Annotated in this window: 22 protein-coding genes; 19 read left to right on the forward strand and 3 right to left on the reverse strand. The window is 63.0% G+C overall.

Annotated elements, in window-relative coordinates:
- Window positions 1-559 precede the first annotated feature (559 nt).
- Window positions 560-1,990 carry a glycoside hydrolase family protein gene (locus FE782_RS17820; RefSeq protein ID WP_158299440.1) on the reverse strand — a complete coding sequence of 477 codons (1,431 nt, stop codon included), beginning with the start codon at window positions 1,988-1,990 and terminating at the stop codon, window positions 560-562.
- 207 nt (window positions 1,991-2,197) lie between these two features.
- Between FE782_RS17820 and FE782_RS17825 the strand changes: the two genes are divergently transcribed.
- From FE782_RS17825 to FE782_RS17880, 13 genes are all read left to right on the forward strand, one after another.
- A complete protein-coding gene (locus FE782_RS17825; protein WP_138195591.1) occupies window positions 2,198-4,039 on the forward strand; it encodes a sensor histidine kinase in 1,842 nt (613 codons plus the stop codon).
- Complete coding sequence (locus FE782_RS17830; protein ID WP_138195592.1) at window positions 4,011-5,684, forward strand: response regulator; 1,674 nt, start codon at window positions 4,011-4,013, stop codon at window positions 5,682-5,684. The genes FE782_RS17825 and FE782_RS17830 overlap by 29 nt, the downstream gene beginning before the upstream one ends.
- 120 nt (window positions 5,685-5,804) lie before the next feature.
- Window positions 5,805-7,511, forward strand: a complete 1,707-nt coding sequence (locus FE782_RS17835; protein ID WP_138195593.1) for an extracellular solute-binding protein — start codon at window positions 5,805-5,807, stop codon at window positions 7,509-7,511.
- A gap of 60 nt (window positions 7,512-7,571) precedes the next feature.
- A complete protein-coding gene (locus FE782_RS17840) occupies window positions 7,572-8,501 on the forward strand; it encodes an ABC transporter permease (protein WP_138195594.1) in 930 nt (309 codons plus the stop codon).
- Window positions 8,502-8,522: 21 nt separating this feature from the next.
- Complete coding sequence (locus tag FE782_RS17845; protein WP_158299441.1) at window positions 8,523-9,398, forward strand: carbohydrate ABC transporter permease; 876 nt, start codon at window positions 8,523-8,525, stop codon at window positions 9,396-9,398.
- Window positions 9,399-9,402: 4 nt separating this feature from the next.
- Window positions 9,403-10,434, forward strand: coding sequence for a glycoside hydrolase family protein (locus FE782_RS17850; protein ID WP_138195596.1), 1,032 nt, complete (start codon window positions 9,403-9,405; stop codon window positions 10,432-10,434).
- On the forward strand, window positions 10,427-10,978 hold the full coding sequence (locus tag FE782_RS17855) for a hypothetical protein (RefSeq protein WP_138195597.1): 552 nt from the start codon (window positions 10,427-10,429) through the stop codon (window positions 10,976-10,978). Before FE782_RS17850 ends, FE782_RS17855 begins: the two co-directional genes overlap by 8 nt.
- The gene (locus tag FE782_RS32335) at window positions 10,971-11,966 is read left to right on the forward strand and encodes a hypothetical protein (protein WP_158299442.1); all 996 of its coding nucleotides are present in this window, start codon (window positions 10,971-10,973) and stop codon (window positions 11,964-11,966) included. The genes FE782_RS17855 and FE782_RS32335 overlap by 8 nt, the downstream gene beginning before the upstream one ends.
- A gap of 16 nt (window positions 11,967-11,982) precedes the next feature.
- A complete protein-coding gene (locus tag FE782_RS32340; RefSeq protein ID WP_158299443.1) occupies window positions 11,983-12,765 on the forward strand; it encodes a phytanoyl-CoA dioxygenase family protein in 783 nt (260 codons plus the stop codon).
- A gap of 158 nt (window positions 12,766-12,923) precedes the next feature.
- Window positions 12,924-13,151: a hypothetical protein gene (locus FE782_RS17865; protein ID WP_138195599.1), complete on the forward strand. Its 228-nt coding sequence runs from the start codon at window positions 12,924-12,926 to the stop codon at window positions 13,149-13,151.
- Between the two features lie 112 nt (window positions 13,152-13,263).
- Complete coding sequence (locus tag FE782_RS17870; RefSeq protein ID WP_238392550.1) at window positions 13,264-14,730, forward strand: PAS domain-containing sensor histidine kinase; 1,467 nt, start codon at window positions 13,264-13,266, stop codon at window positions 14,728-14,730.
- 96 nt (window positions 14,731-14,826) lie between these two features.
- Window positions 14,827-15,519, forward strand: coding sequence for a C40 family peptidase (locus FE782_RS17875; protein WP_138195601.1), 693 nt, complete (start codon window positions 14,827-14,829; stop codon window positions 15,517-15,519).
- A gap of 130 nt (window positions 15,520-15,649) precedes the next feature.
- A complete protein-coding gene (locus FE782_RS17880) occupies window positions 15,650-16,189 on the forward strand; it encodes a pentapeptide repeat-containing protein (protein WP_158299444.1) in 540 nt (179 codons plus the stop codon).
- A 544-nt stretch (window positions 16,190-16,733) separates the two neighbouring features.
- Here the strand turns inward: FE782_RS17880 and murQ are convergent.
- Both murQ and FE782_RS17890 read right to left on the reverse strand, forming a co-directional pair.
- Window positions 16,734-17,666: an N-acetylmuramic acid 6-phosphate etherase gene (gene murQ / locus FE782_RS17885; RefSeq protein ID WP_138195603.1), complete on the reverse strand. Its 933-nt coding sequence runs from the start codon at window positions 17,664-17,666 to the stop codon at window positions 16,734-16,736.
- Window positions 17,663-18,634, reverse strand: a complete 972-nt coding sequence (locus FE782_RS17890) for an N-acetylglucosamine kinase (RefSeq protein WP_138195604.1) — start codon at window positions 18,632-18,634, stop codon at window positions 17,663-17,665. Before FE782_RS17890 ends, murQ begins: the two co-directional genes overlap by 4 nt.
- Before the next feature lie 207 nt (window positions 18,635-18,841).
- Between FE782_RS17890 and FE782_RS17895 the strand changes: the two genes are divergently transcribed.
- The 6 genes from FE782_RS17895 to FE782_RS17920 all read left to right on the forward strand — a co-directional run bounded on the left by FE782_RS17895 (window position 18,842) and on the right by FE782_RS17920 (window position 26,768).
- Window positions 18,842-19,690: a MurR/RpiR family transcriptional regulator gene (locus tag FE782_RS17895; protein WP_138195605.1), complete on the forward strand. Its 849-nt coding sequence runs from the start codon at window positions 18,842-18,844 to the stop codon at window positions 19,688-19,690.
- 109 nt (window positions 19,691-19,799) lie between these two features.
- Window positions 19,800-20,963: an exo-beta-N-acetylmuramidase NamZ family protein gene (locus tag FE782_RS17900; RefSeq protein ID WP_138195606.1), complete on the forward strand. Its 1,164-nt coding sequence runs from the start codon at window positions 19,800-19,802 to the stop codon at window positions 20,961-20,963.
- 4 nt (window positions 20,964-20,967) lie between these two features.
- Entirely contained in the window at window positions 20,968-22,611 is a 1,644-nt protein-coding gene (gene nagZ / locus FE782_RS17905) for a beta-N-acetylhexosaminidase (RefSeq protein WP_138195607.1), read from the forward strand.
- A complete protein-coding gene (locus FE782_RS17910; RefSeq protein ID WP_138195608.1) occupies window positions 22,608-23,798 on the forward strand; it encodes an anhydro-N-acetylmuramic acid kinase in 1,191 nt (396 codons plus the stop codon). The genes nagZ and FE782_RS17910 overlap by 4 nt, the downstream gene beginning before the upstream one ends.
- 316 nt (window positions 23,799-24,114) lie before the next feature.
- Window positions 24,115-24,828, forward strand: coding sequence for a 2-phosphosulfolactate phosphatase (locus tag FE782_RS17915; RefSeq protein ID WP_138195609.1), 714 nt, complete (start codon window positions 24,115-24,117; stop codon window positions 24,826-24,828).
- A gap of 323 nt (window positions 24,829-25,151) precedes the next feature.
- A complete protein-coding gene (locus FE782_RS17920) occupies window positions 25,152-26,768 on the forward strand; it encodes an extracellular solute-binding protein (RefSeq protein ID WP_138195610.1) in 1,617 nt (538 codons plus the stop codon).
- Window positions 26,769-26,931: the final 163 nt, after the last annotated feature.

Genomic DNA, 26,931 nt, shown 5'->3' on the forward strand with positions numbered 1-26,931 from the left:
GAAGACGAGGAGAAGGGAGCGCGAAAGACTTACCGGAGACCTGGCGCCACCGCCGCACACCTTGTCCATAGCCGGCCGCAGCTGAGCGAAGGGAAGACGAGGAGAAGGGAGCGCGAAAGACTTACCGGAGATCTGGCGCCACCGCCGCACACCTTTATCCTTGGTCGGCCGTATCGGAGCACGCGGAAGACTTATTTGGGATCTAGCGTCGTGTGCGGCAGAAGGTGATGCTCGGTAATACCAAGTATGCATCATGGCCCGTTGCTCGGCAGAAAGCTGTGCTCGTTCGGGGGAGCGGTTTCCGAACTAGAGGGAAATCCTCCCGCTAATTTCGCTGCTGACCCCCGTTTTCGGGGGATTAGACGGAAAACATGGAGCTAATTCGACGCAGGGAGCGGGAAATCGAGGAATGGCGGTACATTAGACGGAGGTTTTCCCGCTAACTGCGAGGACCGGCAACCCGGCCTCCGATTAGTGGGAGAATTTCCATCTAAATCGTCGGGCTGGCTAACGTGTAAAGAAGGACCGCCCCGACCGGGGCGGTCCTTCGCGAACCGACTTAAAATTCCACCTTGCGGATTGCGCTATCGATCGGGATGCCCTTACGCGACAGCAGGTACACCTCGAGCCGTGCGGCCTTGTCGCCCGCGAGGGCCGGCTTTTCGACCGGGATGGAGAAGCTGCCGTCGGCCGCGACCCGGTCGCGGTAGGCCGTCCCGGCGACGACAAGGTAGCCTTCATGGTCGTAGATGCGGTACCCGACCCAGACGTCCCGGTCGGCGAGCTTCGGCGTCGCCGCGCCGTGGAGCTCGAGCGCGTTGGTGTTCAGGTTTTCCACCAGCTTCGTCAACGCGAAGTACTTGCTCTCGAAGTCCGGGAGCGGCGTCTCGACGACCGGGTCGTCGTTGTTGAGCGCCGCGGAGATGCGCCAGACGTCGTACGTGAACTCCGCGCGGCCGGACAAGTCCGGCGACGCTGAGCTGTCGGTGAAGTAGACGTCGAGCCGGTCCGGCTGCGGCAGCGTGCCGAACGGCGTCCGCAGCAGCGCGGCGTTGTGGTTGCGCGCGAAGCCGGTGACCGCCGCGTTCAACGTGCCCTCGACCTTCCATTCGCCGCCGCCGCCCCAGACGGCGCCTCCGGAGATGCTGACGATCTGCTGCGCGCCCGCGATGTACGACGGGTCGCCCGAAGGATATGGATGCATCTCCCGCACGGCGTAAAACCGGTCGCGACTCGGGTCGTACGCGACGTCGAAGTTGTTCAGGAAGTCGGGGGCGCCGTCGGTTCGGACGAGCCCGGCGTTCGTCAGCCGCAGCGGCGTCCCGACGACCGGGTTCGCCATGTCGCCGAGGCGCAGCTCGACGCGATAGCCGGCGGTGGCCGAAGCGTCGCCGCGCGTAAAGAACAACATGAGCCAGCCTTGCCCGTCGATGCTCGTGACCGACGGCTGCCCGGCGCCCCAGAACCCGTCGTTCGGATGCGTCACGATCGGCTCCGGGTACTTCACCCACGTACCGTCGAGCGTATCGGCGAACGCGACGCCGATCTGGTTATGCGCGCTCGCGTCCACGTCGTTGCCCAGATAGAACATGGCGTAGTTGTAGACATGCCCGTCTTCGCCGTATTTGAACTTGCCCGCGACGACGGCCGGATCGCAGACGTGGAAGCTGTCCCACGCGCCGGACGGGCCCGCCTGCAGGACGGAGCGGGACTCGACTACGGCGCCGCCGACGATTTTCGTATAGAAAATGTGATCCTTAAACACGCCGTCCTCCGCGTTATGGCAAGAAAACAGATGCTCCGCGTCGCCTTCGCGAAGGACGGCGGGAGCGTACGCGTACGTCTGTCCGGCGGGGTTGTACACCTCCGTCAGCGATCCCGCGTCCCACAGCGCCGCGGAGAAGGCGGACGGGAGCGGGGCCAGGGCGAGCAGCAGCGACAGCATCAAAACGAGCAGCAAGGACTTCCTTCGTTTCCGGTTCATCATCATCGAATCGCCTCGTTTCGTTAGGGTTTCACACATCGTAGCCGGGCGGAGGCGAGCCGGTCTACTTCGATATTTTTACCGCCCGCGCGGAGGAGAAGTAAACAAAAGACAGTCGGGCAGGTAAACAAAGGGGAGAGGGATTCAGGGCGAACCGAAGAATAAACATATCCATATGCACGTACCGGCGCAGAAGGAGCGAATCCGAAAACCATGAGAAGACTGCCGTTCTACCGCGTGCCGACGAAGGGGTTTAACATTTTCCAAAAGCTCGTCGTTGCGTTCCTGCTCGCCATCATCCCGATCCTCGTCGTCAGCGCCTTGATCAACCGTTCCGGCGAAACGGCGATCTACAAGGAAATTACGAATTCGCTGAAGTCCAACGCCCACTTCTACCTGAGCTCGTTCGAGCTCGAGATGGAGCGGGTCATCCGGATGAAGCAGCAATATATCCTCGACAGCGAAGTGCAGCGGCTCATGATGTTCCACATGTTCTACTCCGACAGCGAGTACGTGGAGGCGATGCAGAACATCGAGCGGCGGTTGCAGCAGCTGCACGATTCCAGCTTGTTCGTCCAAGAGCTTAAGCTGCACATCCCCGAAATCGGCATGACGATCCACAACAGCCGCATCGATCGCGTCATGCCGCAGGCGGAGCTCGACGCGTTGGAAGCGCTCTACCGCTCTGGCAAGCACATCTATCCGCTGAACGAGGACGTCCTCATTCTCGGCGAACGGTACCCGACGTCGAATCTCGGCGATTTGCCCGCCACGTTGTGGCTCGAGGTGATCTTGTCGCGCCGGAACATGGAGGATTCGCTCCGAGAGATCGTCCGTTACAACGACGGGGAAGCGATGATCGTCTCCCGTCAAGGGACGTGGGCGCTCGGCTCGCTGCCGCGCAGCGCGTTGTCGCTCGGCCAGCCGCTGACGCAGCGGCTCGACCTGAGCGTCGGCGCCGAGACCGGCTCGGGCATCGGCCGCTTCACGTTGGACGGCGTCTCCTACATCTATGCGAGCGAGACGTCGGAGCTGCTGGACGCCTCTCTCATCGTGTACGTGCCGGAAAACAGCTTCCTCGGCCCGACCCGGTGGTACGAGCAGCTGTATTGGATATTAGCCGGGACGTCGTTCGTGGTGGTCGTCGCCTTTTCCTCTTGGATCTTCCTCCTGGTGCACCGGCCGATGGTTCGGCTGACCGCGGCGTTCCGCCGGCTCGAGAAGGGCGACTTCAATATCTCGCTGCAATACGGCCGCAAGGATGAATTCCATTACTTGTACCAGCAGTTCAACAAGATGTCGGCGCGGCTGCAGCAGCTGATCCAGGACGTCTACGAGCAGGAGCTGCGGTTCAACCGAGCGGAGCTGAAGCAGCTGCAGGCGCAGATCAATCCGCATTTCCTGTATAACATCTTCTTCCTGCTCAACCGGATCGTGCAGCTCGAGGACGTCGACAACGCGAAGAAGCTGACGAAATACTTGGGCCAATACTTCCGGTTCATTACAAGAAACAAGGACGACGAAAATGCGATCGGAGACGAGCTCGCCCACGTCGACGCGTACATCGGCATCCAGCGGCTGCGCTTCGGCAGCAAGCTGGACGCGCGGGTCGAGCCGATCCCGGCGGAAGCCGCGTCGGCGCGGGTGCCGAGGCTCATTCTGCAGCCGATCGTGGAGAACGCGTTCGAGTACGGGCTCGAAGATCATCTCGAAACCGGCGTGCTTCGCGTCTGGTCCGAGATCTCGGACGGCGCGCTCGCGATTCATGTCGAGGACAACGGCGCGAGCCTCCCGGACGAGACGATCCGGACGCTGACGGCGGTGCTGGAGGAGCCGAAGAAGAGCATCGAGACGACCGGAATCGTGAACGTGCATCGCCGGCTGCAGCTGAAGTTCGGCTCGGCGTACGGGCTCGTCGTCGGGCGCAGCGCCTTGGGAGGGCTGCACGTCACGCTTCGAGTGCCGGCGGAGGATCGAGGCCAGCCAGGGCAGCCAGGTCAGCAGGAATCGACGGGAGGGGAACGAGATGTACCGACTATTGATCGTGGACAATGAGGAATACGTCGTGAACGGGCTGGTGGAGCTGTTCCAGCAGGAGAAGCAGCTCGATCTGGAGGTCGCGGGGGCGTATTCCGCGGCGGAGGCGCTGCATCAGCTCATGACGACGCGGATGGACATCGTCATTACCGACATTCGCATGCCGGGCATGAACGGGTTCGAGCTGCAGAAGATCATCGTCTCCCGGTGGCCGCGGTGCAAGGTCGTCTTCCTGTCGGGTTACGACGATTTCAACTATGCGCAGGAGGCGCTTCGCGCCGGTTCCGTCAATTACATCTTGAAGACCGAGGACGACCAGGTCATCATCGACGCCGTGAAGGAGGCGATCCATCGCCTCGAGTCGGAGCGGGAGACGGAGAAGGTGCTGATCGAGGCGAAGTCGCAGCTGAAGCAAGCGCTGACGGGGCTGCAGCGGGAGTTTTTCGAGGGGCTGCTGCTCGGCGACAAGCATATCCTGCGCTCGCTCGAGAAGCAGTTCGACGAGCTGCACATCCCGCTCGCGCCGAACCGCCCGGTCGGCGTCGTCGTCGGCAAGGTCGACGAGTGGCCGGCGGAGCACTCGCATTACGACCGTTCGCTGCTGCTGTACGCGGTGCAAAACATCGCCAACGAATATTTGTCGCTCTCCACGGTGCACGCGTCGTTCGTGTACGAACGCTCGAAGCTCGTCTGGCTCATTCAGACGAAGGCGGAGCCGTGGATGGAGCGATTCCTCGACGACGCGTCGAAGCAGATGGCGTCGCAGTTCGTCTACGGCACGTTCGAGTGCATCCAATCGTCCTGCAGCGACCTGCTGCATCTGCCGCTCTCGTTCGCGATCGGGAAGCACCCGAAGCCGTGGGAGACGCTCGGCGGGGAGGCGGACCGGCTGTTCGCGTCGATTCAGTCGTCGGTGCGGCGCCAGATGCTGTTCATGCAGCGGGAGGAAGCGGACGCGGCCGGCACCGGCAGCGCGTATTCGCTGCAGCATGAAGCGTTCAAGCAATACGAGCTGCTGTCGTACAGCCTCGAGCATAACAACCGCGAGGAGTTCGGGCGCATCCTCGAGTCGCTGCTCGAGGCGGGCGACAAGGCGGCGCGGTCGGGCAACGACATCGTGCGGCAGCAGATCGCCGGCGCCGTCCTGTCTGTGCTGTGCGGCTACCTCGACAAGCTGCCCGCGGACGAAGTGGACGGCTCGATCGCGGAGATCAAGCGCGGATACGAGACTGGACGCCCCGAGGCGTGGGAGACGCAGCGGGCGCATGCCCGCGCGCTCGCGGACTATATTCTGGGCCGTCACGTGCAGGCGGAGGAGAGCGAAGAGAATCGGATCATCACTAGCATCCATGCATACTTGAACGCCAACCTCGGCGGCGATCTGTCGCTCAAGACGATGGCGCTCGCGCTCGGGCACAATCCTTCGTACTTGTCCCGGCTCTATAAGCAAAAGGCGGGCAAGGGGCTGTCCGAGACGGTCATGGAGCTGAAGCTGGCGAGGGCGAAGGCGCTGCTCGCGCAGCCGAACTACCGGATTCAGGACATCTCCAAGGCGGTCGGCTTCTTGTCCGACCATTATTTCTACCGGTTCTTCAAGAGGGCGACGAGGCTGACGCCGCAGGAGTACCGCGAACAGGTAAACGAAAGACAGCGGCGGGAGTAAAAAGATCGAAGTGGTTTCGGGACGCGGGACGGTTTTACAATGAGGGCACGGTTATAGGCCTAGCCGAACGAAGAGGCAAGACGCGAAACAGGGACAGCAGCGAAAAGGGAGGTATTTTCATTGAAAAACCGGAAACCGCTTTATCTCCTACTAACGATCCTATTGTCGTTCTCGATGATTCTCGCCGCCTGCACGGGCGGCGGAGCTTCGGAGGAGGAGACGCCGAACCCGGCGCCCGCCGGGGAGAAGCCCTCGAACGAGCAGCCGGCGGGGGAATCGCCCGCCGAAGAGACGAAGACGGGCTACGACGACGTCATCGATATCGACTGGTACGTGAATCTGTCCTGGTGGAAATATCAGGGCGATTGGGGCAACGACATGTTCTCCCAATACATTAAGGACAACTTCGGCCTCAACATTAACTTTATTACGCCGGCTGGCGACGGCGCGGACCAAATTTCCGCGATGATCGCGACGGGTTCCGTGCCGGACCTCGTGACGGTCGAGTCGTGGCTCGATTACAAGACGAAGCTGGCGCAGGGCGGCTACCTCGTCTCGATGAACGAGCTGATCGAGAAGTATACGCCGGATTTCAAGCCTTACGAGGATATCTTCGGCTGGTATCAGGAAGCGGACGGCAAGACGTACGTGCTGCCGAACTTCGCGTATTCGCGCCACGCGATGAAGCCGGGCGAGCAGCTCGAGCCGAACAGCGGCTTCACGCTTCGATCGGACATTTACGAGCAGCTCGGACGTCCGGACATCTCGACGGCCGACAAATTCCTCGATGCGCTCGAGCGCGTGAAGAACGAGGTGAAGACGTATGACGGCAAGCCGCTCATTCCGCTGCAGCTGTACGAATTCACGCAGAACGGCAACCAGTCGGTGAACTGGTTGACCGAATATTTCGCGGTGCCGTACGAGGACGCGAGCGGGAAGCTGCTGAACCGCACGTTCCAGCCGGAATATTGGGACGTCCTGAAATTCCTGAACGAAGCGTACCGCCGCGGTCTCATCTCGCAGGATAACTTCACGGATAAGCGGGATCAGATTAACGAAAAGGTCGCCAGCGGACGCGTCTTCGCGAACTTGACCGCGCCGCAGGATTTCACGCAGCAGTTCCGCACGCTGTGGGAAGCGGACAACAACGCGAAATTCGAAGGGTTCGCGCTGCGCAACTACCAAGGCGGCGATCCGGTGCTGACGGACATTCGCGGCTTCGGCTGGCTCGTGACGATGGTCGGCAAGGAGTCCAAGGCGCATGAGCGCATCGCGAAGCTGCTCGCCTTCCTGAACAGCAAGGAAGGGCAGCATATGGCGCACTTCGGGTGGGAAGGCGTGACGTATAACTATAACGCGGACGGCACGATAACGTGGACGGAGGAGTACACGACGACGGTCGCGAAGAACGACGGCTCGCAGAAGAAGTGGGGCATGGGCTTCGACCTGCAGATGGATTGGTATTCGGTGAAGGACTTGTTCCCGAAGCCGGAAGCGCCGTTCGACGTGTACAACGCCGAAATCAAGAAGCCGCTCGTCCAATACAGCTACGACACGAGCGCCGTCGGCGGCAAGCCGAACCCGGACCATCCGGACCGCAACAAGATGATCGAGTTGGGCAACCGCCTCTCGCTGTTCTGGGGCAAGGAGCTGCCGCGCATCATTATGGCCGGCTCCGAAGCCGAGGCGCGCGCCGTCTACGACGAGACGCTGCGCAAGATGGAAGAGATGGGACAGAAGGACCTCGACGCCTACGGCAACGAGTCGTTCCAGGCGGCGAAGGAAGCGCTCGGCGTCGAGCACTCTTGGCCGCCGCTGTTGAAGTAACCTAACGCACCGCCCGCCCGTTCCTCGGCGGGCGGGACTCGTACAAGGAGGGGGACAACGATGCCAAGGCGCAGCCTCATCTATCGATTCGCGACGCAGTGGCAGCTGCAGTTCATGGCGTTATGCGGCATCCTCTTCGTGCTGACGTTCCATTACGCGCCGATGTTCGGCATCGTCATCGCGTTCAAGCAGGCCGATTACTCGGTCAATCTGCTGCGCAGCCTGACCGAAGCGCCGTGGATCGGCTTGGAGCACTTCCGCGAATTCATCGACGATTATATGTTTCGAGACATTTTGCTCAACACGGTCGGGCTGAACCTGCTGCAGCTGCTGATCAATTTCCCGGCGCCGATCGTCTTCGCCATTCTCATCAGCGAGGTCGCGCACGGCCGGTTCAAAAAGATCGTGCAGTCCATCAGCTACTTCCCGCATTTCATCTCGTGGATCGTCTTCGGCGGCATCGTCATCAATATGCTGTCCGTCGAATCCGGCATCGTCGTGCCGGTCCTGCAGGGCATCGGCCTCATGGACGAACCGATCAACCTGCTGGGCGAGGCGGACGCGTTCTGGCCGATCATCATCTTGACGTCGCTCATTAAGGGGCTCGGCTGGGGCTCCATCATCTACTTGGCCGCGATTACGACGATCGATCCGACGCTGTACGAGGCGGCGACGATCGACGGCGCCGGCCGATTCCGGCGCATCTGGCACATTACGCTGCCTTCCATTACGGGTACGATCATCGTGTTTTTCATCCTGTCGGTCAGCAATTTGCTCAATTCGTCGTTCGATCATATTTGGGTGTTCCAGACGCCGCTCAATCTCGACCGCAGCGAAGTGATCGACACGTTCGTGTACAAGGTCGGCATCACGCAGATGCGCTACTCGTATACGACGGCCGTCGGGCTGTTCAAATCCGTCGTCGCGCTGGTGCTGCTCGTGGCGGGGCATCTGATCTGCAAGCGGGTGGCGGGACGGGGCATTTTCTAAGGGAAGGGGGGCATGCGCTCTATGTATCAAGCGAAGCGAGTCGACCTGTTCACGATATGCAATTATACGTTCCTGACGCTGTTCTGCCTCCTGACCGTCTATCCGCTCTTCTTCGTGCTGATCGGGTCGCTGAACGACGGCAACGACTACATGCGAGGCGGCGTGTACTTCTTCCCGAGGGACTTCAGTCTCGCGAACTATAACGTCGTGCTGCAGGACGAGAGGCTGTATACGGGCTTCAAGGTCAGCATCGGGCGGACGGTGCTCGGCACGCTGACGAGCGTCTTCTTCACGGCGATGGTGTCGTACGCGATGTCGCGGAACAACCTGATCGGACGGACGCCGTATTATTGGGTTCATCTGTTTACGTTGTTTTTCGGCGGGGGACTCATTCCGTATTTCTTAGTGCTCAAGAGTCTCGCCCTTATCAACACGTTCTGGGTGTACATTATTCCCGGCCTGTTTTCGGTGTTCAACATGATCATTCTGAACGCGTTCTTCCGGGAAATCCCGGAGGAAATTCATGAATCGGCGACCGTCGACGGGGCGGGGGAGTTTCGCATCTTCCTCCTGCTGTTCATTCCGCTGTCCGCTCCCGTGCTGGCCACGGTGGCGCTGTGGAACGCGGTCCACCATTGGAATTCGTTCTTCGACGCGATGATTTTCACGACGAAGCCTCATCTCATGCCGCTGCAGCTGTTTCTTATGAAAATGATCCGAGAAGCCGACGTCATCTCGAATTCGCAGTTCGTCCCGCCGCAGGTACAGCGCCAGATCAGCGTGCAGACGATCCGCATGGCCGCCATCGTGGTCAGCACGGTACCGATTCTGCTCGTGTATCCGTTCCTGCAGCGGTTTTTCGTGACGGGCTTCATGGTCGGATCCTTGAAAGGGTGATTCGGTGGAGAAAGCGTATAACCTGTTCGGCGACGACGACGGCATCTACAACTACTGTCCGTCGCCGGTGCGGGTGGACGATACGACGTCTTATGTATTCTATTGCGCGAATACGGTGCCGGGGCTCGTCATCGACGATATTTATGCCCGTAAGGGGACGCTAGCGGGCGGCCGGTGGACGTTCGGGGAGAAATTCCGGGCGCTCGAGCCGAGCCGGCTCGATTGGGATTGCATCCATGTGTGCGACCCGGATGTGATTAAGGGCGAGTTCCGCTACCGGGGCGAGACGTATTCGTGGATGATGGTGTACCTCGGCTGCGACATTCACTATTGCTACCATAACCAGGTCGGCGTCGCGTTCGCGAAAGATATCGCCGGTCCTTACGTGAAGTACGACGCGAATCCGGTCGTCGCGTACGACGAGACGTTCCACTGGGGCGCGGGGCAGGCGAGCGTCGTGTCGCTGGACGGCAAGGGACGATTCCGCATGCTGTATTCGCAGACGGTGCACGAGTACGAGAAGCATTCGCTGCGGGGGCGCGTGTTTTGGCGCGACTTCGACTTCGGCGACGCGGACGCGCCGGTCGTCGGGGAAGAGGTCGCGATGCACGAGGGCGGCATTACGGATCGCGGCGGCGCGCCGACGGACGGGGAGCCCGTGTTCAACAACCCGACGATCGTATGGGATCGGGAGACGGATACGTACTACCTCACGCGGGAGGGGACGCCGTTCGACCGGGTGCGCACGCCGGGGTTCATCGCGTCGTATACGCAGGTGTGCGCGATTTCGCGGGCGGATTTCGAGCGGAACGAGGGCGGCTGGCGCACCGTGTACGAGTTCGGCGCGGAGGACACCGGCTTCGAGCGCAACCATAACGGCGGCGTGTTTAAGGATGCTTACGGCTGGCTGTATACGCCGGGCGTATTGCCGGTCGCCGTCACCGTGTCGGAGCTGAAGGAGCAAGACTTCTTGTGGACGTACCGATTGTACTATAAGGAGCTGGCGGTCGAGCGAGGGGCGGTGCGAGATGTCTAGAACGTTCGTGTTAGGCGCGTCGCGGCTCGCGGTCGCGGCCGCAAGGATGAAGGCGGACGTCAACTATGTCGGCGTCGCGGACGAGAGCGCGTCGTCTTGGATGACGGCGAATCACGTGTTTCTGCGCGACGTATGGCTGGAGGGCGAGCTGACGACGCGTCGGTTGCAGCGGCTGTATCATCGCTTGTATCCGGGCTCGTCGCTGTGGATGGACGCCTCGCTCGGCGAGGAGACGTTCCTTCGGGCGGCCTCGTATGCGCGGGAGCGGCGCGCGCGCGTCGTGCTGTGCGTCTGCGACGGGCAGACGGCGACGCCTGCGATGGGCGACGCGGCGGATTGGCTCGTCGCGAGGTCCGGCGGGGCGGTCGGCGCGCCGGGTCAGACCGTGACGCCGGCAGCGGGGGAGTCCGTCGTATCTTGGGCCGGCGCGATGGCGCTGTGCCTCATGAACGGACTCGATCTCGCGAGGATGACGCCGTTCTGCAAGCGGGCGGCGGCGTTCGGCGAGGAGCCGCCGTGGTACGACGAGGTCGCGTATGGGTGAGGCGGGGGTCGCGCCGGTACCGGTCATCCACATGACGGATTTGTACCACCCGCACATGGACCCCGACGACCATTGGGACGCCGCCTGCGTGTACGCGCTCGCCGCCGCCGGCCGGTACGACCTGCGGCTCGTGTCGCTCGATCCGCCGCCGTACGGCAAATGGATCGAGTGGGAGCCGGCGCGCGGCTTCGGCGATCCGGCGATCCAGGCGGCGCATCAGCTCGGCGCGATCGCCGGCGTCGCGCCGCCGGTCGCGGTCGGCTCGCCGGCGGCGCTGCTGCGCGCGCTCGAGTCGTCGCCGTCGCCCGCCGTCGTGCACGTCGTCGGCTCGTGCCGCGACGTCGCGGCGGCGGCCGCACAGGCGCCGGAGCTGTTCGCCGCCCGGTGCCGGGCGGTGTACCTGAACGCGGGCCTCGGCACGAACGACCCGGAGCTCATGCTCGAGGAGCATAACGTGTCGCTCGATCCGGCCGCCTATGCGGCGATGTTCGCGCTGCCGTGCCCGCTCTATTGGCTGCCGTGCGCGGAGACGAAGCGGTGGGGCACGTCGGCGTACGGGTCTTTCTACTCGTTCCGACAGGGCGACGTCTTCTCCGGCTTGTCCGCGCGGCTGCAGAACTACTTCCTGTACGCGCTCGGCCGCTCCTCGGATCCCGCGTGGCTCGCGGCGTTGTCGCGTCCCGTCGACGAGCCGTTGCTGGCGGCCTTCGGCGAGCAGGAGCGCGGGATGTACTGCACCGCGGGCATTCTGCACGCGGCGGGCCTCGCGGCGACGGAGTCCGGCGAGCTCGTCGGGCTCGGGGAGCGGCTGGCCGAGCATGTCTTCGAGTTTGTTCCGGTTACGGTGCGGTGCGATGCATCCGGACGGACGCGATGGACGCCGGGGCCGGCGTCGTCCGAGACGCGCTTGCTGCGCGTGCGGGACCCGGAGCGATATCCGGCGGCGATGGCGTCGGCGATGCGGCGGGCGTTATCGATCTTGGTATGAAGAACGGGGGATGAAGATGAACGAGACGGACTTCGCGACCGCGGAGAAGGTCGCTTTCTATGAGAAGAACGGCTTCGTGCAAATCGACGGCGTCCTGTCGCCGTCGGAGCTGGAGGAGCTGCGCGCGTACGCGGACGAGGTCATGGCGATGGAGACGTCCGAATCGATGCAGCCGGATAAGGAGAACCGCGGCTATTACCGCGTGTTGAATCAGCGGTTCAACACGTGGATGGACCACGCGGGGATGGCGAAATTTTCGCTGCACGAGCGGTTCGCGGGGATCGCGAATCGGCTGACGGGCGGGCGCGGCATCCGGTTGTTCCACGACCATCTGCTGTTTAAGATGCCGGGCGATTCGAAGCCGACGCCGTGGCATCAGGATTTGCCGTATTGGCCGATGAACGAGCCCGGCGCCCTGTCGATGTGGCTGCCGCTGGACGACGTGACCGAGGCGAACGGCTGCATGATGTTCGTGCCGGGCTCGCGCTCGGTCGGCAAGCTCGACGCGATCGACCTTGTGAATCCGCAGGACATCTACGAATTCGAGCAGAGCGAGGCCGCGCGGTCCGCCCAGCCGGTCGTCGTCCGCATGAAAGCGGGCAGCTGCACGTTCCACGACGGATTGACGTTCCATTATGCGCACTCGAATACGACCGACCGGCCTCGGCGCGTGTTGGCCGTCATCTATATGATCGACGGCACGACGTACAACGGCAAGCCGCATATTTTATGCGACCGGGTCGACGGGCTCCAGGCGGGCGACGCGTTGGCGGGACCGCCGTTTCCGAAGCTGGCGTAAATCATAACGGGAAGAGCATCGACGGAAGCCGTCGCTCGGCGAGAAACATTTTCCTCTTCCGGCTTGTACCCCCAGAAATCGACGCCGAACGCCGAACTGTATCGTAACGAGCGAAGCCGAGCCTTCGCTGCATTTCGAGACGAGAGGCGGTAAGTCGGATGTTGAATGTGGAAAATTGCAAAGGCTGCGGCAAGCTAGTCTTGAGGAAGCCGGGACACCCGTTTTGTCCGGCGTGCGCGGCTTCGCGCGCGAAAGAGGTGCGGCGGATTAAACATTATATATTGCGGCATCCGTCCGAGACGATTTTGGATATTCATCGGAACGCGGGCATTCCGCCGAAGGCGATTCACGAACTGATCCGCGAAGACCGGGTACAGCTGCAGTAACGTACGAATAGCTTTGAAAAGTAGGGGCGCTGCGAACAGGCGTCCTTTTTGGCATGTGGTATAATTTTCTAACTATACGGTGAACTACTTGTCGGAGGGAACATCCTTGAACGTGAGCTACGAGATACTATTCGAGCGGCATCCGGATGCCGTGTTCGTTATGGACGCGGAAGGATATATCGCGTACGCCAACCCGGCGGCGCGCGAGCTGCTTAGCGAAGAGCAACGGAAGGTCCGGCGGACGCAGTACCGGCAAGCGCTGCGCTCCGAAGAGTTCGAGATGTTCCATTATTATTTCCGACAAGCGGTCGAGCGAGGAGAAGCGCGCACGTTCGATATGGGGATCGGTCTTGGCCGCGGCGGGGGCTTTAAAGAGATGCGCATCCGGATGGCGCCGCATGTCGTTGAAGGACGTACGACGGGGGTGTCGGTATATATGACGCCGGCGGAGGCGCGGGGGGACGAGCCTCGGAAGGGATCCGCTCTCGACGCCATCGGCGCCTCGTTCATCGAAAGCCATAGCGATCCTATCTTGGTGTTGGATCAGCACGCGACGATCGCACTGGCGAACGGCTCGTTTTCCAAATTGCTGGGCTGGCGGAAGGATCAACTCGAGGGGTTCCATATTTTGCAGTGTCCCTCGATTCCGCCGTATCTCGTGACGCAGATGAACGACTTCGTGACGCGCGTATTCGCCGGAGGCGGCGACGACGAAGCGACGATGGAGACGATTCGCGTGACCGATCAAGGCAAAGAATATCAGATGCTGCTGACGCTGACGCCGGTTCGGGACCGGATCGGTCTCGTCCGATATTGGGCGGTTCATCTCCGGGATATTACGAAGCGGAAGTTCTTGGAGGAACAGCTCAAGCGGATCGAGCTCGAACAGGCCGTCGAGCAGGAGCTCCGAGAGCTGGAGCATCTGAAGACGGTCAGCCAGCTGGCGGCCAGCATCTCTCACGAGGTCCGAAACCCGCTGACCGTCACGCGCGGATTCATGCAAATTTTGAAGGATGCGACGCTGGGCGAAGAGAAGCGCCGACAATACTTCGATTTGAGCCTAGAGGAGCTCGATCGGGCGGAGCGCATCATTACGGACTACTTGACGTTCGCGAAGCCGGCGCTCGAGCAAGCCGAGCCGCTGGAGTTGAACGCGGAGCTGCGACGCATCGTGCAGGTGATCCTGCCGTTCGCCAGCATGGAAAACATCGCCGTAGAGGTCCTTCCGTCCGCGGAGGAGCTGTTCGTGCGGGGCGAGGGCAATCGACTGCATCAAGCGCTGATTAACGTAATGAAGAACGGGATCGAAGCGACGCCGGCCGGAGGTAGGCTTACGATTCGGCTGCTGCGGGTCGACGGCCGCCCCGTATTGATCATCGAGGACTCGGGCGAGGGGATGGACGAAGACCAACTCAAGCTGCTGGGGACGCCCTACTATACGACCAAGGACAAGGGGACGGGGCTCGGTACGATGGTCGCCTTCAGCATCTTGAGAGCGATGGAGGCGGACATCGAGGTGGACAGCGTGCCGGGGCGGGGTACTCGATTTATTCTGTCGTTTCCGGCGGAGGCCGACTAAGTTTGCGGGCGATACGTTGGCTTCGGCCGGAAATGGAAGGAAATTCGGTTTTCGGAGCATCCTATTCCCACATCATGAGGGGAGGGATGCTTTTTCATGCTAAGGTTAGGGAAGACGACGCTGACGGCGCTGCTCGCGACGGCGCTGCTGGCGGGCTGCTCGGGCGACGGACGAGGTACGGTCATCGGCACCGACGATCGGGCGGACGAGCCGGGGCTGCTGGAGCACGACCAGGAGTTCCGGCAGGGCGACCTCGGCGTGGAGTCGACGGACTTCCAAGCGTTGAACGCGTCCGGCTTGCGCCAAGTATGGCCGTCGCCGGGGCTCGCCGATCGCGCCGGCGAAGCGGTGTCGAACGTCGTCTCGACGGCGACTTCGTATTTCGGCACGCCGTACGAATACGGCTCCGACCGGAACGAGCCGTCCACCTTCGACTGCTCGGACTTCGCGCGCTGGGCGTATTTGTTCGCGCTGGGCATGGATCTGCCGCTCGATTCGCGGTCGCAGGCGTTGTACGTGCGGCAATTTTCCGCCCGTTCGTATACGACGTTGGCCTCGGCGAGGCCCGGGGATCTGTTGTTCTTCCGCGCGTACCGGGGCGTCACTCCGGACGCGTACGCCGGCGCGGACGACACGATCGCGCATGTCGGCATCTATATCGGCAACGACCGGATGGTGCACACGGCGTCGGCGCAGACGGGCGGCGTCCGGATCGACGGGCTGACGGGGAGCCACTTCGAGTATAGGTTCGTCTTAGGGGGTTCGGTGCTGGAACAAATCCGAAAATAGCGGGCCTCGGAGCGACCCTGAACTTGGAATGAAAAAGACGCGCCAATTATCGTTTCGCAACGGCGCTCGATTTAGTACAATAACGTTACTGCAAATTGCGACAATATTCGACACAGCAAGGTGTGACAGCATGGAACGAACCGGAGATTCGCACGACAATCATAAGACCGCCCCTTATTCCGCGGAGGGCTTCCGCTTGACGAACGCGCTCAGCCGGCATCTGAGCTGGCTGTTCGGCGAACCGGGCGGAACCCGGATCAACATCTCCAAGATGAGCTTCGCCGACCTTGAGCTGCCGAACCCCGTCTTCACGAAGTCGGTGCTGCTCGAGATCGGCTTCCAGCAATGCCGGCTCCCCGGCGCGTCGTTCCAGGATGCGACGGTGACGGACAGCAGCTTCGAGGACGCGGCGCTGCCGGGGGCGAACTTCGTCCGCGCTTACCTCGTCCGGACCTCGTTCCGCGGCGCGAATTTGGAAGGCGCGGACTTCTCCAAAGCCGACCTGCAAGGGGTCGACTTCCGCGGCGCGAACTTGCGCGGCGCGAAATTCGCGGGAGCGTCGATGATGCACGCGGATTTCCGCGAGGCGGATTTGCGGGGCGTCAATACGAGCGCGCTGAACTTCACCGGCGCGAAGATGGCTGGCGCGATCCGGGACGTCCCGATGTGAGGATGCGACGCCGGGCGAAGCGAGCCTGAGGCGGCCCCGGTATAGGCGGAAGACTCCGCAAATAAGCGCAGATTTGCGCTTAACCGGCGGGTATAGGCGGAGGACTCCGCTAATAAGCGCGGATTCGCGGTTAGCCGGTGGGGGTTTAAGCGGAGAAATCCGCTAATAAGCGCGGATTTGCGGTTAGCCGGCGGGTTTAGGCGGAAAATTCCGCAAATAAGCGCGGATTCGCGGTTAGCCGGTGGGTTTAAGCGGAGAAATCCGCTAATAAGCGCGGATTTGCGGTTAGCCGGCGGGTTTAGGCGGAAAATTCCGCAAATAAGCGCGGATTCGCTGTTAGCCGGTGGGTTTAAGCGGAGAAATCCGCTAATGCTAATAGGCGCGGATTCGCGGTTAGCCGGCCGATTTAAGCGGAAAACGCCGCTAACAAGCGCGGATTTGCGCTTATCCGGCCGGCATATGCGGAGGATTCCTCCGCACGCGCGCGCACGCCCCCCAAAAAAAAAGAGGCTTTCCCACCCTATATCGGGGGGAAAGCCTCTTTTTATGCGCGGCGATGCAGGTCCAGCGCCCGCTGGACGAAGCCGTCGGCTTGCTGCAGCAGCGCCTTCGCGCGGTCCGCGTCGACGTTCGCGAGCAGCATGACGATCGCCGTCTTGACGTGCCGGCCGGCGGTTTCGAAGGCGGCGTCGACGCGGTCGTCGCCGGCGCCGGTCGCGAGGGCGATGATCCGCTTGGCGCGGTGGACGAGCTTCTCGTTGGACGGATTCAGATCGACCATCAGGTTGCCGTACACCTTGCCCGAGCGGACGAACGCGGTGGTCGTGATCAGATTAAGGATCATCTTCTGCGTCGTGCCCGCCTTCATGCGCGTCGAGCCGTGAATCGCCTCCGGGCCGACGACCGCCTCCAGCTTCAGATCGGCGATCTCCGCCATCGGCGTGTCGGCGTTGTTGCACAGCGCCACGACGCGAGCGCCGAGCTCCTTCGCGCGCCGCATCGCGCCGAGCACGTACGGCGTCCGGCCGCTGGCCGCGATGCCGACGACGACGTCCGCCGCGGCGATACCGTGCGCGTCGATGTCCGCGGCGCCGGTCTCGGCGCTGTCTTCGGCGCCTTCCACCGGATCCTTGACGGCTCGGAAGCCGCCGGCGATGATGCCCTGCACGAGCGACGGATCGGTGCCGTACGTCGGCGGGCATTCCGAAGCGTCGAGAATGCCGATGCGGCCGCTCGTGCCGGCGCCGACGTAGAACAGCCGGCCGCCGCGGCGGAACGCGTCGACGACCCAATCGGCGCATGCGGCGATCTGCGGAATGATCGCCCGCACGCAGTCGGCGACGCGCCGGTCCTCGTCGTTAATGAGCAGCATGATGCGCTCCGAGTCGAGCTCGCCGAGCGTCTTCGTACGGTCGTTGACTTGTTCCGTCACGAGACGGTTCAATACCTCGTGCGACGAAGCGGAAGCGGAGTTCATGATCGCGGATCCCTCCCATGACTTGATGAATAGCGCGACCGCGCGAGCAGGGCGGCGCCCTCGGCGGGCGTCCGCGGCTCGCCCTCGGCCGGCGCTTCGAAGCGAACGCCGGGATGACGCGCACGGAGCGCGCGGGCGAAGGCGTCCCGGAATGCCGCCGACGAGCAGAAGACGGAGCCGGCGAACGCGACTCGTTCCGCGGCGAACGCGGGGAGCCGGTCGAGCAGCCCGGCCGCGGTGGCGGCGAGCGCTTCGGCTTCGGCGCGGACGATCTCGGTTGCCGCCGCGTCCCCGGCTTCGCAAGCGTCGATCGCGAGCTTCGCGAACGCGGCGATGTCGGCCTTGGCGATCGACGGCTGATAGATGTAAGATTTCAGCTCCGGAAGCTCCCGAAGCGAAAGCGCAGCAAGCAGCATCGGAGCGATCGCCGTGGGCGGGATCGTGCCGTCGTAGGACGCCATGGCCGCTTTCAACGCGCGGACGCCGATGGCGTAGCCGCTGCCCTCGTCGCCCAGCAGATGACCCCAGCCGCCGGCGCGGTGCCGGGTGCCGTCCGGCTCGACGGCGTAGACGATCGAACCGGTGCCGGACACGGCGAGCAGCCCGTTAGGCTGGCCGACCGCGGCCATCAGCGAAATTTCGGCTTCGGACAGCAGCGCGAACGGGACGTCCCGGCCGAGGCGCTCTCGCAGGAAGCCGCCGAGCGCGTCCTCGAACGCGCGCCGTTCGGCCGGCAGGTCGACGCCCGACAAGCCGAGGCAGACGCCGGTCAGCTCGCGCCCTGCGAGTCGACCGTCAGCGAAGGCCGCTTCCAACAAAGCCAGAAGCTCCCGGATCGCGGCCGCCGTCGTGACGGCGTGCGGATTCGTGGAACCGCCCGCCGCGCGATACAGCAAGGAGCCGTCTTCCGAGACCGCGACGAGCTCCGTCTTCGTGCCGCCGCCGTCGATGCCGAGCGTATACGCCATGGTAACATCCTCCGTAACATTTTCCTTGAGTATAAGTCATGGGGGAACGAGTTGTAAAATAAAATTTCATGACCAAATATTATCTTGAAATTAATTTTCACCAATTCTATAATGGGGTCAACAAAGCTTTTCGAAAGCGGTATCATATGAAGTAGGATATACATGAACAGCTTCCGGGGGCATCGAAATTTCGAGGGGGTGAAGAGCTTGAACGGCGGATTAGTGCGAATCAGAGAAGTGATCGACCAAGTGAATCCGTCCGAGCGCAAGGTGGCTGCCTACATATTGGAGCACCCGCAGGACATGATCGAGCAGTCCGTGGCGCAGCTCGCCGCGAACAGCGGCGCGAGCCAAGCGGCGATCGTGCGTCTGTGCAAGTCGCTGGGCGTGAAGAGCTACCAAGAATTGAAGCTGAAGGTCGCGGGCGACCTGCAGGAGCGCAAGCACGAGTCTTCCGCGACAGGCTATTCGGACATACAACCGAACGATTCGATTCAATCGATCATCGAGAGCGTCTCGAACAACAACATCCAGTCGATACGCGACACGGTCAAGATCGTGGACGCGGCGGCGGTGGAACGGGCCGTGGCGGCGCTGAACGGGGCGAAGCGCATCTTCTTCTTCGGCGTCGGCGCGTCGAACCTGATCGCGATGGACGCGCAGCAGAAGTTCCTTCGCATCAATAAGACCAGTTTATCGTTCCCGGACCCTCATGTACAACTGACGTCAGCGGTGACGATGACGGCGGACGACGCCGCGGTCGGCATCTCCTATTCGGGCGAGACGAGCGAAATCATCCGGGCGCTGACGATCGCGAAGGAGCATGGCGCCACGACGATCAGCATTACGAAGTACGGCGACAACACGGTCAGCCGAACGGCGGATATTCCGCTGTTCACCTCTTCCACCGAGACGGAAATTCGAAGCGGGGCGATGGCGTCCCGGATTTCCCAACTGAACGTCGTCGACATTTTGTACATCGGCGTCGCCAGCCGGAATTACGATTCGGCCGTCACGTATTTGGAAGAGAGCCGCCGCGCGATTCGACAGCGATAGGCGCGGAAGACGTTCGGATTCGATCCGGAACCGGAAGATGCGTACAAGTCGCAGCGACTCGGCACCGGAGCTCGGTACCGGATTCGGACGGACAAGGGGAGGAATCGGCATGCAACGAGTCATAACGGGATTGGAGCGGCTGGCGCGGCAGGGCGATCCGCGGCTCGCCGGGAAGCGGATCGGCCTCGTGACGAATCCGACCGGCATAACGGCGGATTTCCGGACGGCGATCGACGTCTGCGCGAGCTTGCCCGGGGCGCGCTTGACCGCGTTATTCGCTTGCGAGCATGGGTTATACGGCGAAAAGCAAGCGGGCGACCGGTTCGAGGACGGCGTCGACGCGGCGACCGGCGTGCCGGTCTACAGTCTGTATGGCCCGCGTAAGGCGCCGGACGCGTCGACGCTGGAGGAGGTCGACGTCCTGCTGTTCGACATTCAGGACTTAGGAATGCGGTTTTACACGTACGGCTCGACGCTGGTGTACGTATTGCGCGCATGCGCGCAGCACGGGAAGCCGCTGCTCGTGCTCGACCGCCCGAACCCGCTCGGCGGGGAGCGCGTCGAGGGCGGCTTGCTCGAGCCGGGCTTCGAGTCGATGGTCGGAGCCTGGTCGATGCCGGTCCGCACGGGGCTGACGATCGGCGAGACGGCGCTGATGGCGAACGACGCGCTCGGCATCGGCTGCGACGTCGATCTCGTGCCGATGGAAGGGTGGACGCGCGCGATGGAATACCCGGAGACGGGACTGCCGTGGGTGCTGCCGTCGCCTAACATTCCGACGATCGATACCGCCCGCGTGTATGCGGGCACTTGCTTTTTCGAGGGGACCTGCTTGTCCGAGGGGCGCGGCACGACGCGGCCGTTCGAGTGGATCGGCGCGCCGTGGCTCGACGGCCGACGGCTCGCGGACGAGATGAACGAGTACGGCTTGCCCGGCGTCCGCTTCCATCCGAGCTATGCGACGCCGACGTTCTCGAAGCATGCAGGCGCGTTGTGCGGCGGGGTGCAGCTGTTCGTGACGGAGCCGGCGCGGTACGAGGCGGTGCGGACGGGCCTTACGCTGCTGCATACAGTAGCTCGGCTGTATCCGGACGACTTCGCGTGGCTGCCGCCGTTCAAGGAAGGGATGCGTCCGTTCATCGACTCGCTGGCCGGCGGAGAGGACGTGCGCCTCTCGATCGCGAGCGAGGACGGCCTGGCGCGCGTGCTGGAGGCTTGGTCGCACGGCGCGGCGGCTTGGACGGAACGAAGAAAGGCGTATTTACGATATTAGGGAGATGAGGCGAGTGAACGAGGAGACGCTGCTCTCGCGGATGACGCTGCGGGACAAGATCGGTCAGATGCTGCTTGTCGGCTTCCACGGGACGGACGTTCCGGAGGAGCTGCGGTCGCTCATTACGGAAGGGAGAATCGGCGGCGTCATCCTGTTCGCGCGCAACGTCGAATCCCCGGCGCAGGTGGCGCGGCTGACCGCCTCGCTGCAGCGCGCCGCGGCGGAGGCGGGCGTGCCGCCGCTGTGGATCTCGATCGACCAGGAAGGCGGCATGGTCGCGCGGCTGACGGAGGGCGTGGCGCTTATGCCCGGCAACATGGCGCTCGGCGCGACCGACGACCCGTCGCTCGCGTACGAGGCGGCGCTCGTCGCCGGCCTAGAGCTGTGCGCGCTCGGCATTAACATGAACTACGCCCCGGTGCTCGACGTGAACAACAATCCGGCGAATCCGGTCATTGGCGTCCGCTCGTACGGCGAGTCGCCGGAGCGCGTCGCCGCGTTCGGCGCCGAGGCGATCCGCGGGTATTCGGCGTCCGGAGTGGCGGCCACGGCGAAGCACTTCCCCGGCCATGGGGATACGAGCGTCGATTCGCATCTCGATCTGCCTCTCGTCGGGCATGACCGAGAGCGGCTCGACCGGGTCGAGCTGGCGCCGTTCCGGCGGGCGATCGAAGCGGGCGTGGATTTGATCATGACCGCGCACGTCCGCTTCCCCGCGATCGAGCCGAACGGGCTGCCCGCGACGCTGTCGACGGCGGTGCTGACGGGCCTGCTCCGCGAGGAGCTCGGCTTCGACGGCGTCATCACGACGGATTGCATGGAGATGAAGGCGATCGCGGACCATTACGGCACGCGCGAAGCGGCGGTGCTTACCGTCGCGGCCGGCGCCGATCAGGTGCTCGTCAGCCACACGGTCGAGCTGCAGCGCGGCGCGCTGGCGGCGATCGAAGCCGCGGTAGCGGACGGGCGCATCCCGCCGGAGCGCATCGAAGCGGCCGCGCGGCGGTCGCTGCGGCTGAAGGCGGCGCGCGGCGTGCTGACCGCGTCGGGGGCACCGGCGGCGTCCTTCGACGAGGTGGGAAGCGAGGCGCATCTTGCCGTCGCCCGCGACATCAGCGAGCGCAGCGTCACGCTCGTGCGCAACGAGCGCGGCGCGCTGCCGTTGCAGGACGCGCGGACGCTCGTCGTCACCGTCGCGGCGGTCGCGCAGACGATCGCGGACGAGGCGGTGCGCGCGTCCGCCGGTCTCGGCGCCGCGCTGGCGTCGCTCGGGCTCGATTGCCGCGACGAAGTCGTCGACTCCGCTCCTTCGGAGGCGCGGATCGCCGCCCTCGCGGCGCTCGCCCGCGAAGGCGGCTGGGCGCAGCTCGTCGTAGGCGTCTATAACGCCGCCTTCCATCCCGCGCAGGCGCGCCTCGTGCGCGAGCTGCAGGCGACGGGCCTCCCGCTCGTCGTCGCGGCGCTGCGCAATCCGTACGATCTCGCGCTGTTCCCGGACGTCGACGGGTACGTCGCCGTCTACGAGAACCGGCCGCTGTCGCTCATGAGCGCGGCGAAGGCGCTGCTTGGCCGGATCCCGTTCCGCGGCGCCCTGCCGGTGTCGCTCGGCGACGCGTACCCGGCCGGCTGGCGAGGGGAGACCCGATGATCGGCGCCTACACGTCGAAGCCGTCTCGGCTCGTCGTCGGTCTCATGTCCGGCACGTCGCTCGACGGCATCGACGCGGCGGTCGTCCGGCTTTCGGGCAGCGGCCTCGCGACGAAGACGGAGCTCGTCCATTACGAGAGCCGTCCCTACGACGATAAGACGCGCGAGCGGCTGAAGGACCTGTGCACGGTGGAGCGCTCCGACGTCGCCGCCGTCTGCGGCATGAACTTCCGGCTCGCGAATCTCTTCGCGGACGTGGCGATCGACGCGGTCGCCGGCGCCGGGCTGACGATGGACGACATCGACCTGATCTCGTCGCATGGCCAGACCGTCTGGCATATCCCGGCCGATACGCCGGGCGACGCCTTCCTGCCGCGGTCGACGCTGCAGATCGGCGATCTGTCGGTGCTCGCGAAGCGCACCGGCGCGCTCGTCGTCGGCGACTTCCGGCCGGCGGACATGGCGGTCGGCGGCCAAGGGGCGCCGCTCGCGCCGTACGGCGACTTCCTCTTGTTCCGAAGCGAAACGGTCGGCCGCCTGCTGCAAAACGTCGGCGGCATCGGCAACTGCGCCGCGCTGCCGGCCGCGGCGCGCCCGGAGGACGTCTTCGCGTTCGACACCGGACCCGGCAACATGGTCATCGACCAAGCCGTCTTCCGGCTGTCGAGCGGCGCGCGGACGTTCGACGACGGCGGCGCTTGGGCGGCTTCGGGCCGCCCCGACGAATCGCTCGTCGACGAGCTGATGCGCCATCCGTACTTCGACCTGCCGCCGCCGAAGTCGACCGGCCGCGAGGTGTTCGGCAAGGCGTATACGGAAGCGTTCCTGGAGGCGGCGCGCGCGAGGGGGCTGAGCGACGCGGACATCGTCGCGACGGCGACGGCGTTCACGGCGCGCACGATCGCGCACGCATACCGCCGGGACGTCTTCCCTCGCTGCGAGATCGGCGAAGTCATAATCACCGGCGGCGGCGCGCATAACCGGACGCTGCTCCGCATGCTGGCGGAGCTGCTTCCCGAGCAGCGCGTCACGAATTCGCGCGCGCTCGGCTTCGACGACGACGCCAAGGAAGCGATCATCTTCGCGATGCTCGGCAACGACTTCCTGTACGGCGTCGCGAACAACCTGCCGTCCGCGACCGGCGCGAGCCGTCCGACCGTCATGGGCAAGCTTGCGCTCCCTTGGTGAATCGGTCGCTTGCGCGCTTGACCGCAACGACGATCGTTGACCTCCTCGGAGGGCGGCGGTCGTTTTTTTGGCTATCGTCGATCGTTTTCTACGATACGCCGGGAGAGAAAGGACGCCGGCAGCGACGGCCTGCAAACACTTGTACATCTCTATCGCCATCCGCCGCCGCTTATGCCAACCTCCGCCGTACCTATTGACGCAACCGACCGGCCGCCGGCCAAGCCGGCGTAGTCCCTCAACAATGCGTTGACCGGGACAAAACCGATCCTTCATAATAGGCGGTACACTACGTCAAGCGAGGGAGAGAGCCGAACCGATGGAAATCAACATCTTGCAGCTGATCGAAGGCGCGAAGCAGGCGAGAGGACTGACGGTCGTCATCGACGTGTTCCGCGCGTTCTCGACGGCTTGCTACGTGACCGAACGCGGCGCCTACCGGATCGTGCCGGTCGGCGACATCGAGACCGCCTATCGGTTGAAGCGCGACAATCCGTCCTACATTCTTATGGGCGAGCGCGGCGGCGTCATTCAGCCCGGCTTCGACTTCGGCAATTCGCCGACGCACGCGGAGCGGGCCGACTTCACGGGACTTACGGTCGTGCATACGACGAGCGCGGGCACGCAGGGCATCGCGAACGCGGGCGGAGCCGACGAGGTCGTCACCGGCAGCTTCGTGAACGCGGGAGCGATCGTGCGCTACATCCGGGAACGCAAGCCGGAGCGGGTCTCGCTCGTATGCATGGGGCTGGGCGCGAAGTCGCCGGCGGACGAGGACACGTTGTGCGCCGAGTACATCAAGAACGAACTGGAGGGCAAGCCGAACGACTTCGAGCGCATCGTCCGCCACTTGCGCGAAGGCGAAGGCCGCACCGGCAGCTTCATGGATCTCGAGGGGGAAGTCTCGGAGCGGTCCGCCCCGAAATCCGATTTCGAGAAATGTCTCGACCTCGACCGCTTCTCCTTCGTCTTGAAGGTCGAGCCGTTCGAAGAGGGCCTGAAGCAGCTTCGGAAAATCGAGGTGGCTCCATAGCTCCCAAAAATATTTTTATTTAGAAAATGCCTTCGTCCGGACGGACGAGGGCATTTTTTTGCATGCGAACGTTGTCGAATGCGGAAGGAACGGCCCGAAGGCGGGCGACGGGCGTCGAAGCAAGGGAGGAAGAGCGGGAAAAATCCGACAACGGCGCGGTTTTTATTAATTGTATACAATAAAAATACGACTGAAATCCCTATTGTATATCCAAAATGACTTTGCTATGATCTCAGTTGAAAGCGCTTAATGAAAATGCTTTATATGGTAAATATTCAAGGCGAAGGGTTACGTCTCGTACGAAAAAGAGGAGGTATTTTCGCATGGCGAACAAATTGGGGTTGTCTTTATTGGCCGCGGCAACGGTATTTACGATGGTCGGGTGTACGCAGGGCGGCGGCGATTCCGGCACGGGTACCGAATCCTCGGATTCGTCCGGGACGCAATCGATCACCTATACGTTCGGCCGTAACTTCAGCGCGACGAACGAGAACGTGGCCAAGCTGGAAGCGGCCACGGGCGAGACGCTGGAAGACAACCGGTGGACGCGCCTGTTCAAAGAACAACTCGGCGTGACGGTCAAATACCAGATGTTGTCCGACAGCACCGCGTACGATCAGAAGTTTAAGCTGGCGATGGCTTCGGCCGATCTGCCGGACATCTTCCAAGTGACGCAAGCCGCGGACATGAAGCAGCTGATGGAAGCGGGGGCGATCGAGGAGCTGGGGCCGCTCTTCGAGACGCACGGATCGGATTTGCTGAAGAGCATCGTGTTAAGCGAGACGGATCGCGTCTTCGAGCCCGCGACGTATGACGGCAAAATCTACGGCATTCCGATGAAGATGCCCTCGACGAACGGATACAATCACCTGTGGATTCGCGAGGATTGGCTGACGAAGCTCGGCCTCGAGCGGCCGAAGACGATAGACGACGTGTATAAGATCGCCGTCGCCTTCGCGAAGAACGATCCGGACGGCAACGGCCAAGCGGATACGTTCGGGCTGCAGATCGACAACAACTTCCGCTATAACATGCAGGGCTTGTTCTGGGCGTTCGGCGCGTACCCGCTCAATTGGATCGAGAAGGACGGCAAGGCCGTTCGCGGGGTCGTCCAACCTGAGATGAAGGACGCGCTCAACCTGCTTCAGAAGATGTACAACGAAGGACTGCTCGACAAGGAGTTCGGCACGAAGGATAACGCCAAGTCGATGGAATCCGTCGTGTCCGGCAAGACGGGCATGTTCTACGGTCCGCACTGGATGGCGTACACGGCGAAGAAGACCGTCGATAACGACCCGAACGCGAAGTGGATTACGGTGCCGCTGCCGACGGCGACGGGAGCGCCGGCCGCGATCCCGCTCAAGATCGCCGCGGACGGATGGATGGCCGTGAAGAAGGGGACGAAGAGCCCCGAAAACTTGATCAAGATGATGAACATTCACGTGGAGCATCTCTTCGGGGAGAAAGGGGACTTCACGAAGTATTTCACGGACAGCGAGCACGGCATCTCGGACATCTGGTTGATGACGCCGGCGTATTTGCTCGATCCGATGATCGATCTGCAGGCGCATCTGGACATTAAGAAGGCGATCGCGGACGGGACGACGGATCAGCTGACCGGCTCCGGCAAAGGCTTCTGGGAGCTGATGCAAGCGGGCGATTGGGCGATCGGCATGATGTTCGGGCCGGAAGATACGCCGTTCGACTACGTCGGTCAAACGTATCCGGATCAAGTCGTATGGGATGCGTATCTCGGGGCCCCGACGCCGACCGAGATCGAGCGCGGCAGCTCGATGGATGAGCTCGTCGTCACGACGTTGACGAGCATCATCCAGAACAAGACGCCCGTCGGCGAAGGCTTCGACAACATGGTCAAAGAGTGGAACGCCTTGGGAGGCGAGCAAGTGACCAAGGAAGTGAACGAAGCGTTAGGCAAATAATTTTCGCGCGGTTCGGTTCTCGGCGCAGGCGCCGTCAGCGGGTAGCTGACGGCTCTTGCGATCTATGCAACCTTATCTCGGAAGGAGCGAGAATGCTATGATACCGGAAATTACGGCGAAGAAGAGGCAGGCGCCGAGCCCGCCTCGCTTCGGGTACAGGCGC

Origin of the sequence: Paenibacillus antri, assembly GCF_005765165.1 — a bacterium.
Lineage (GTDB): Bacteria > Bacillota > Bacilli > Paenibacillales > YIM-B00363 > Paenibacillus_AE > Paenibacillus_AE antri.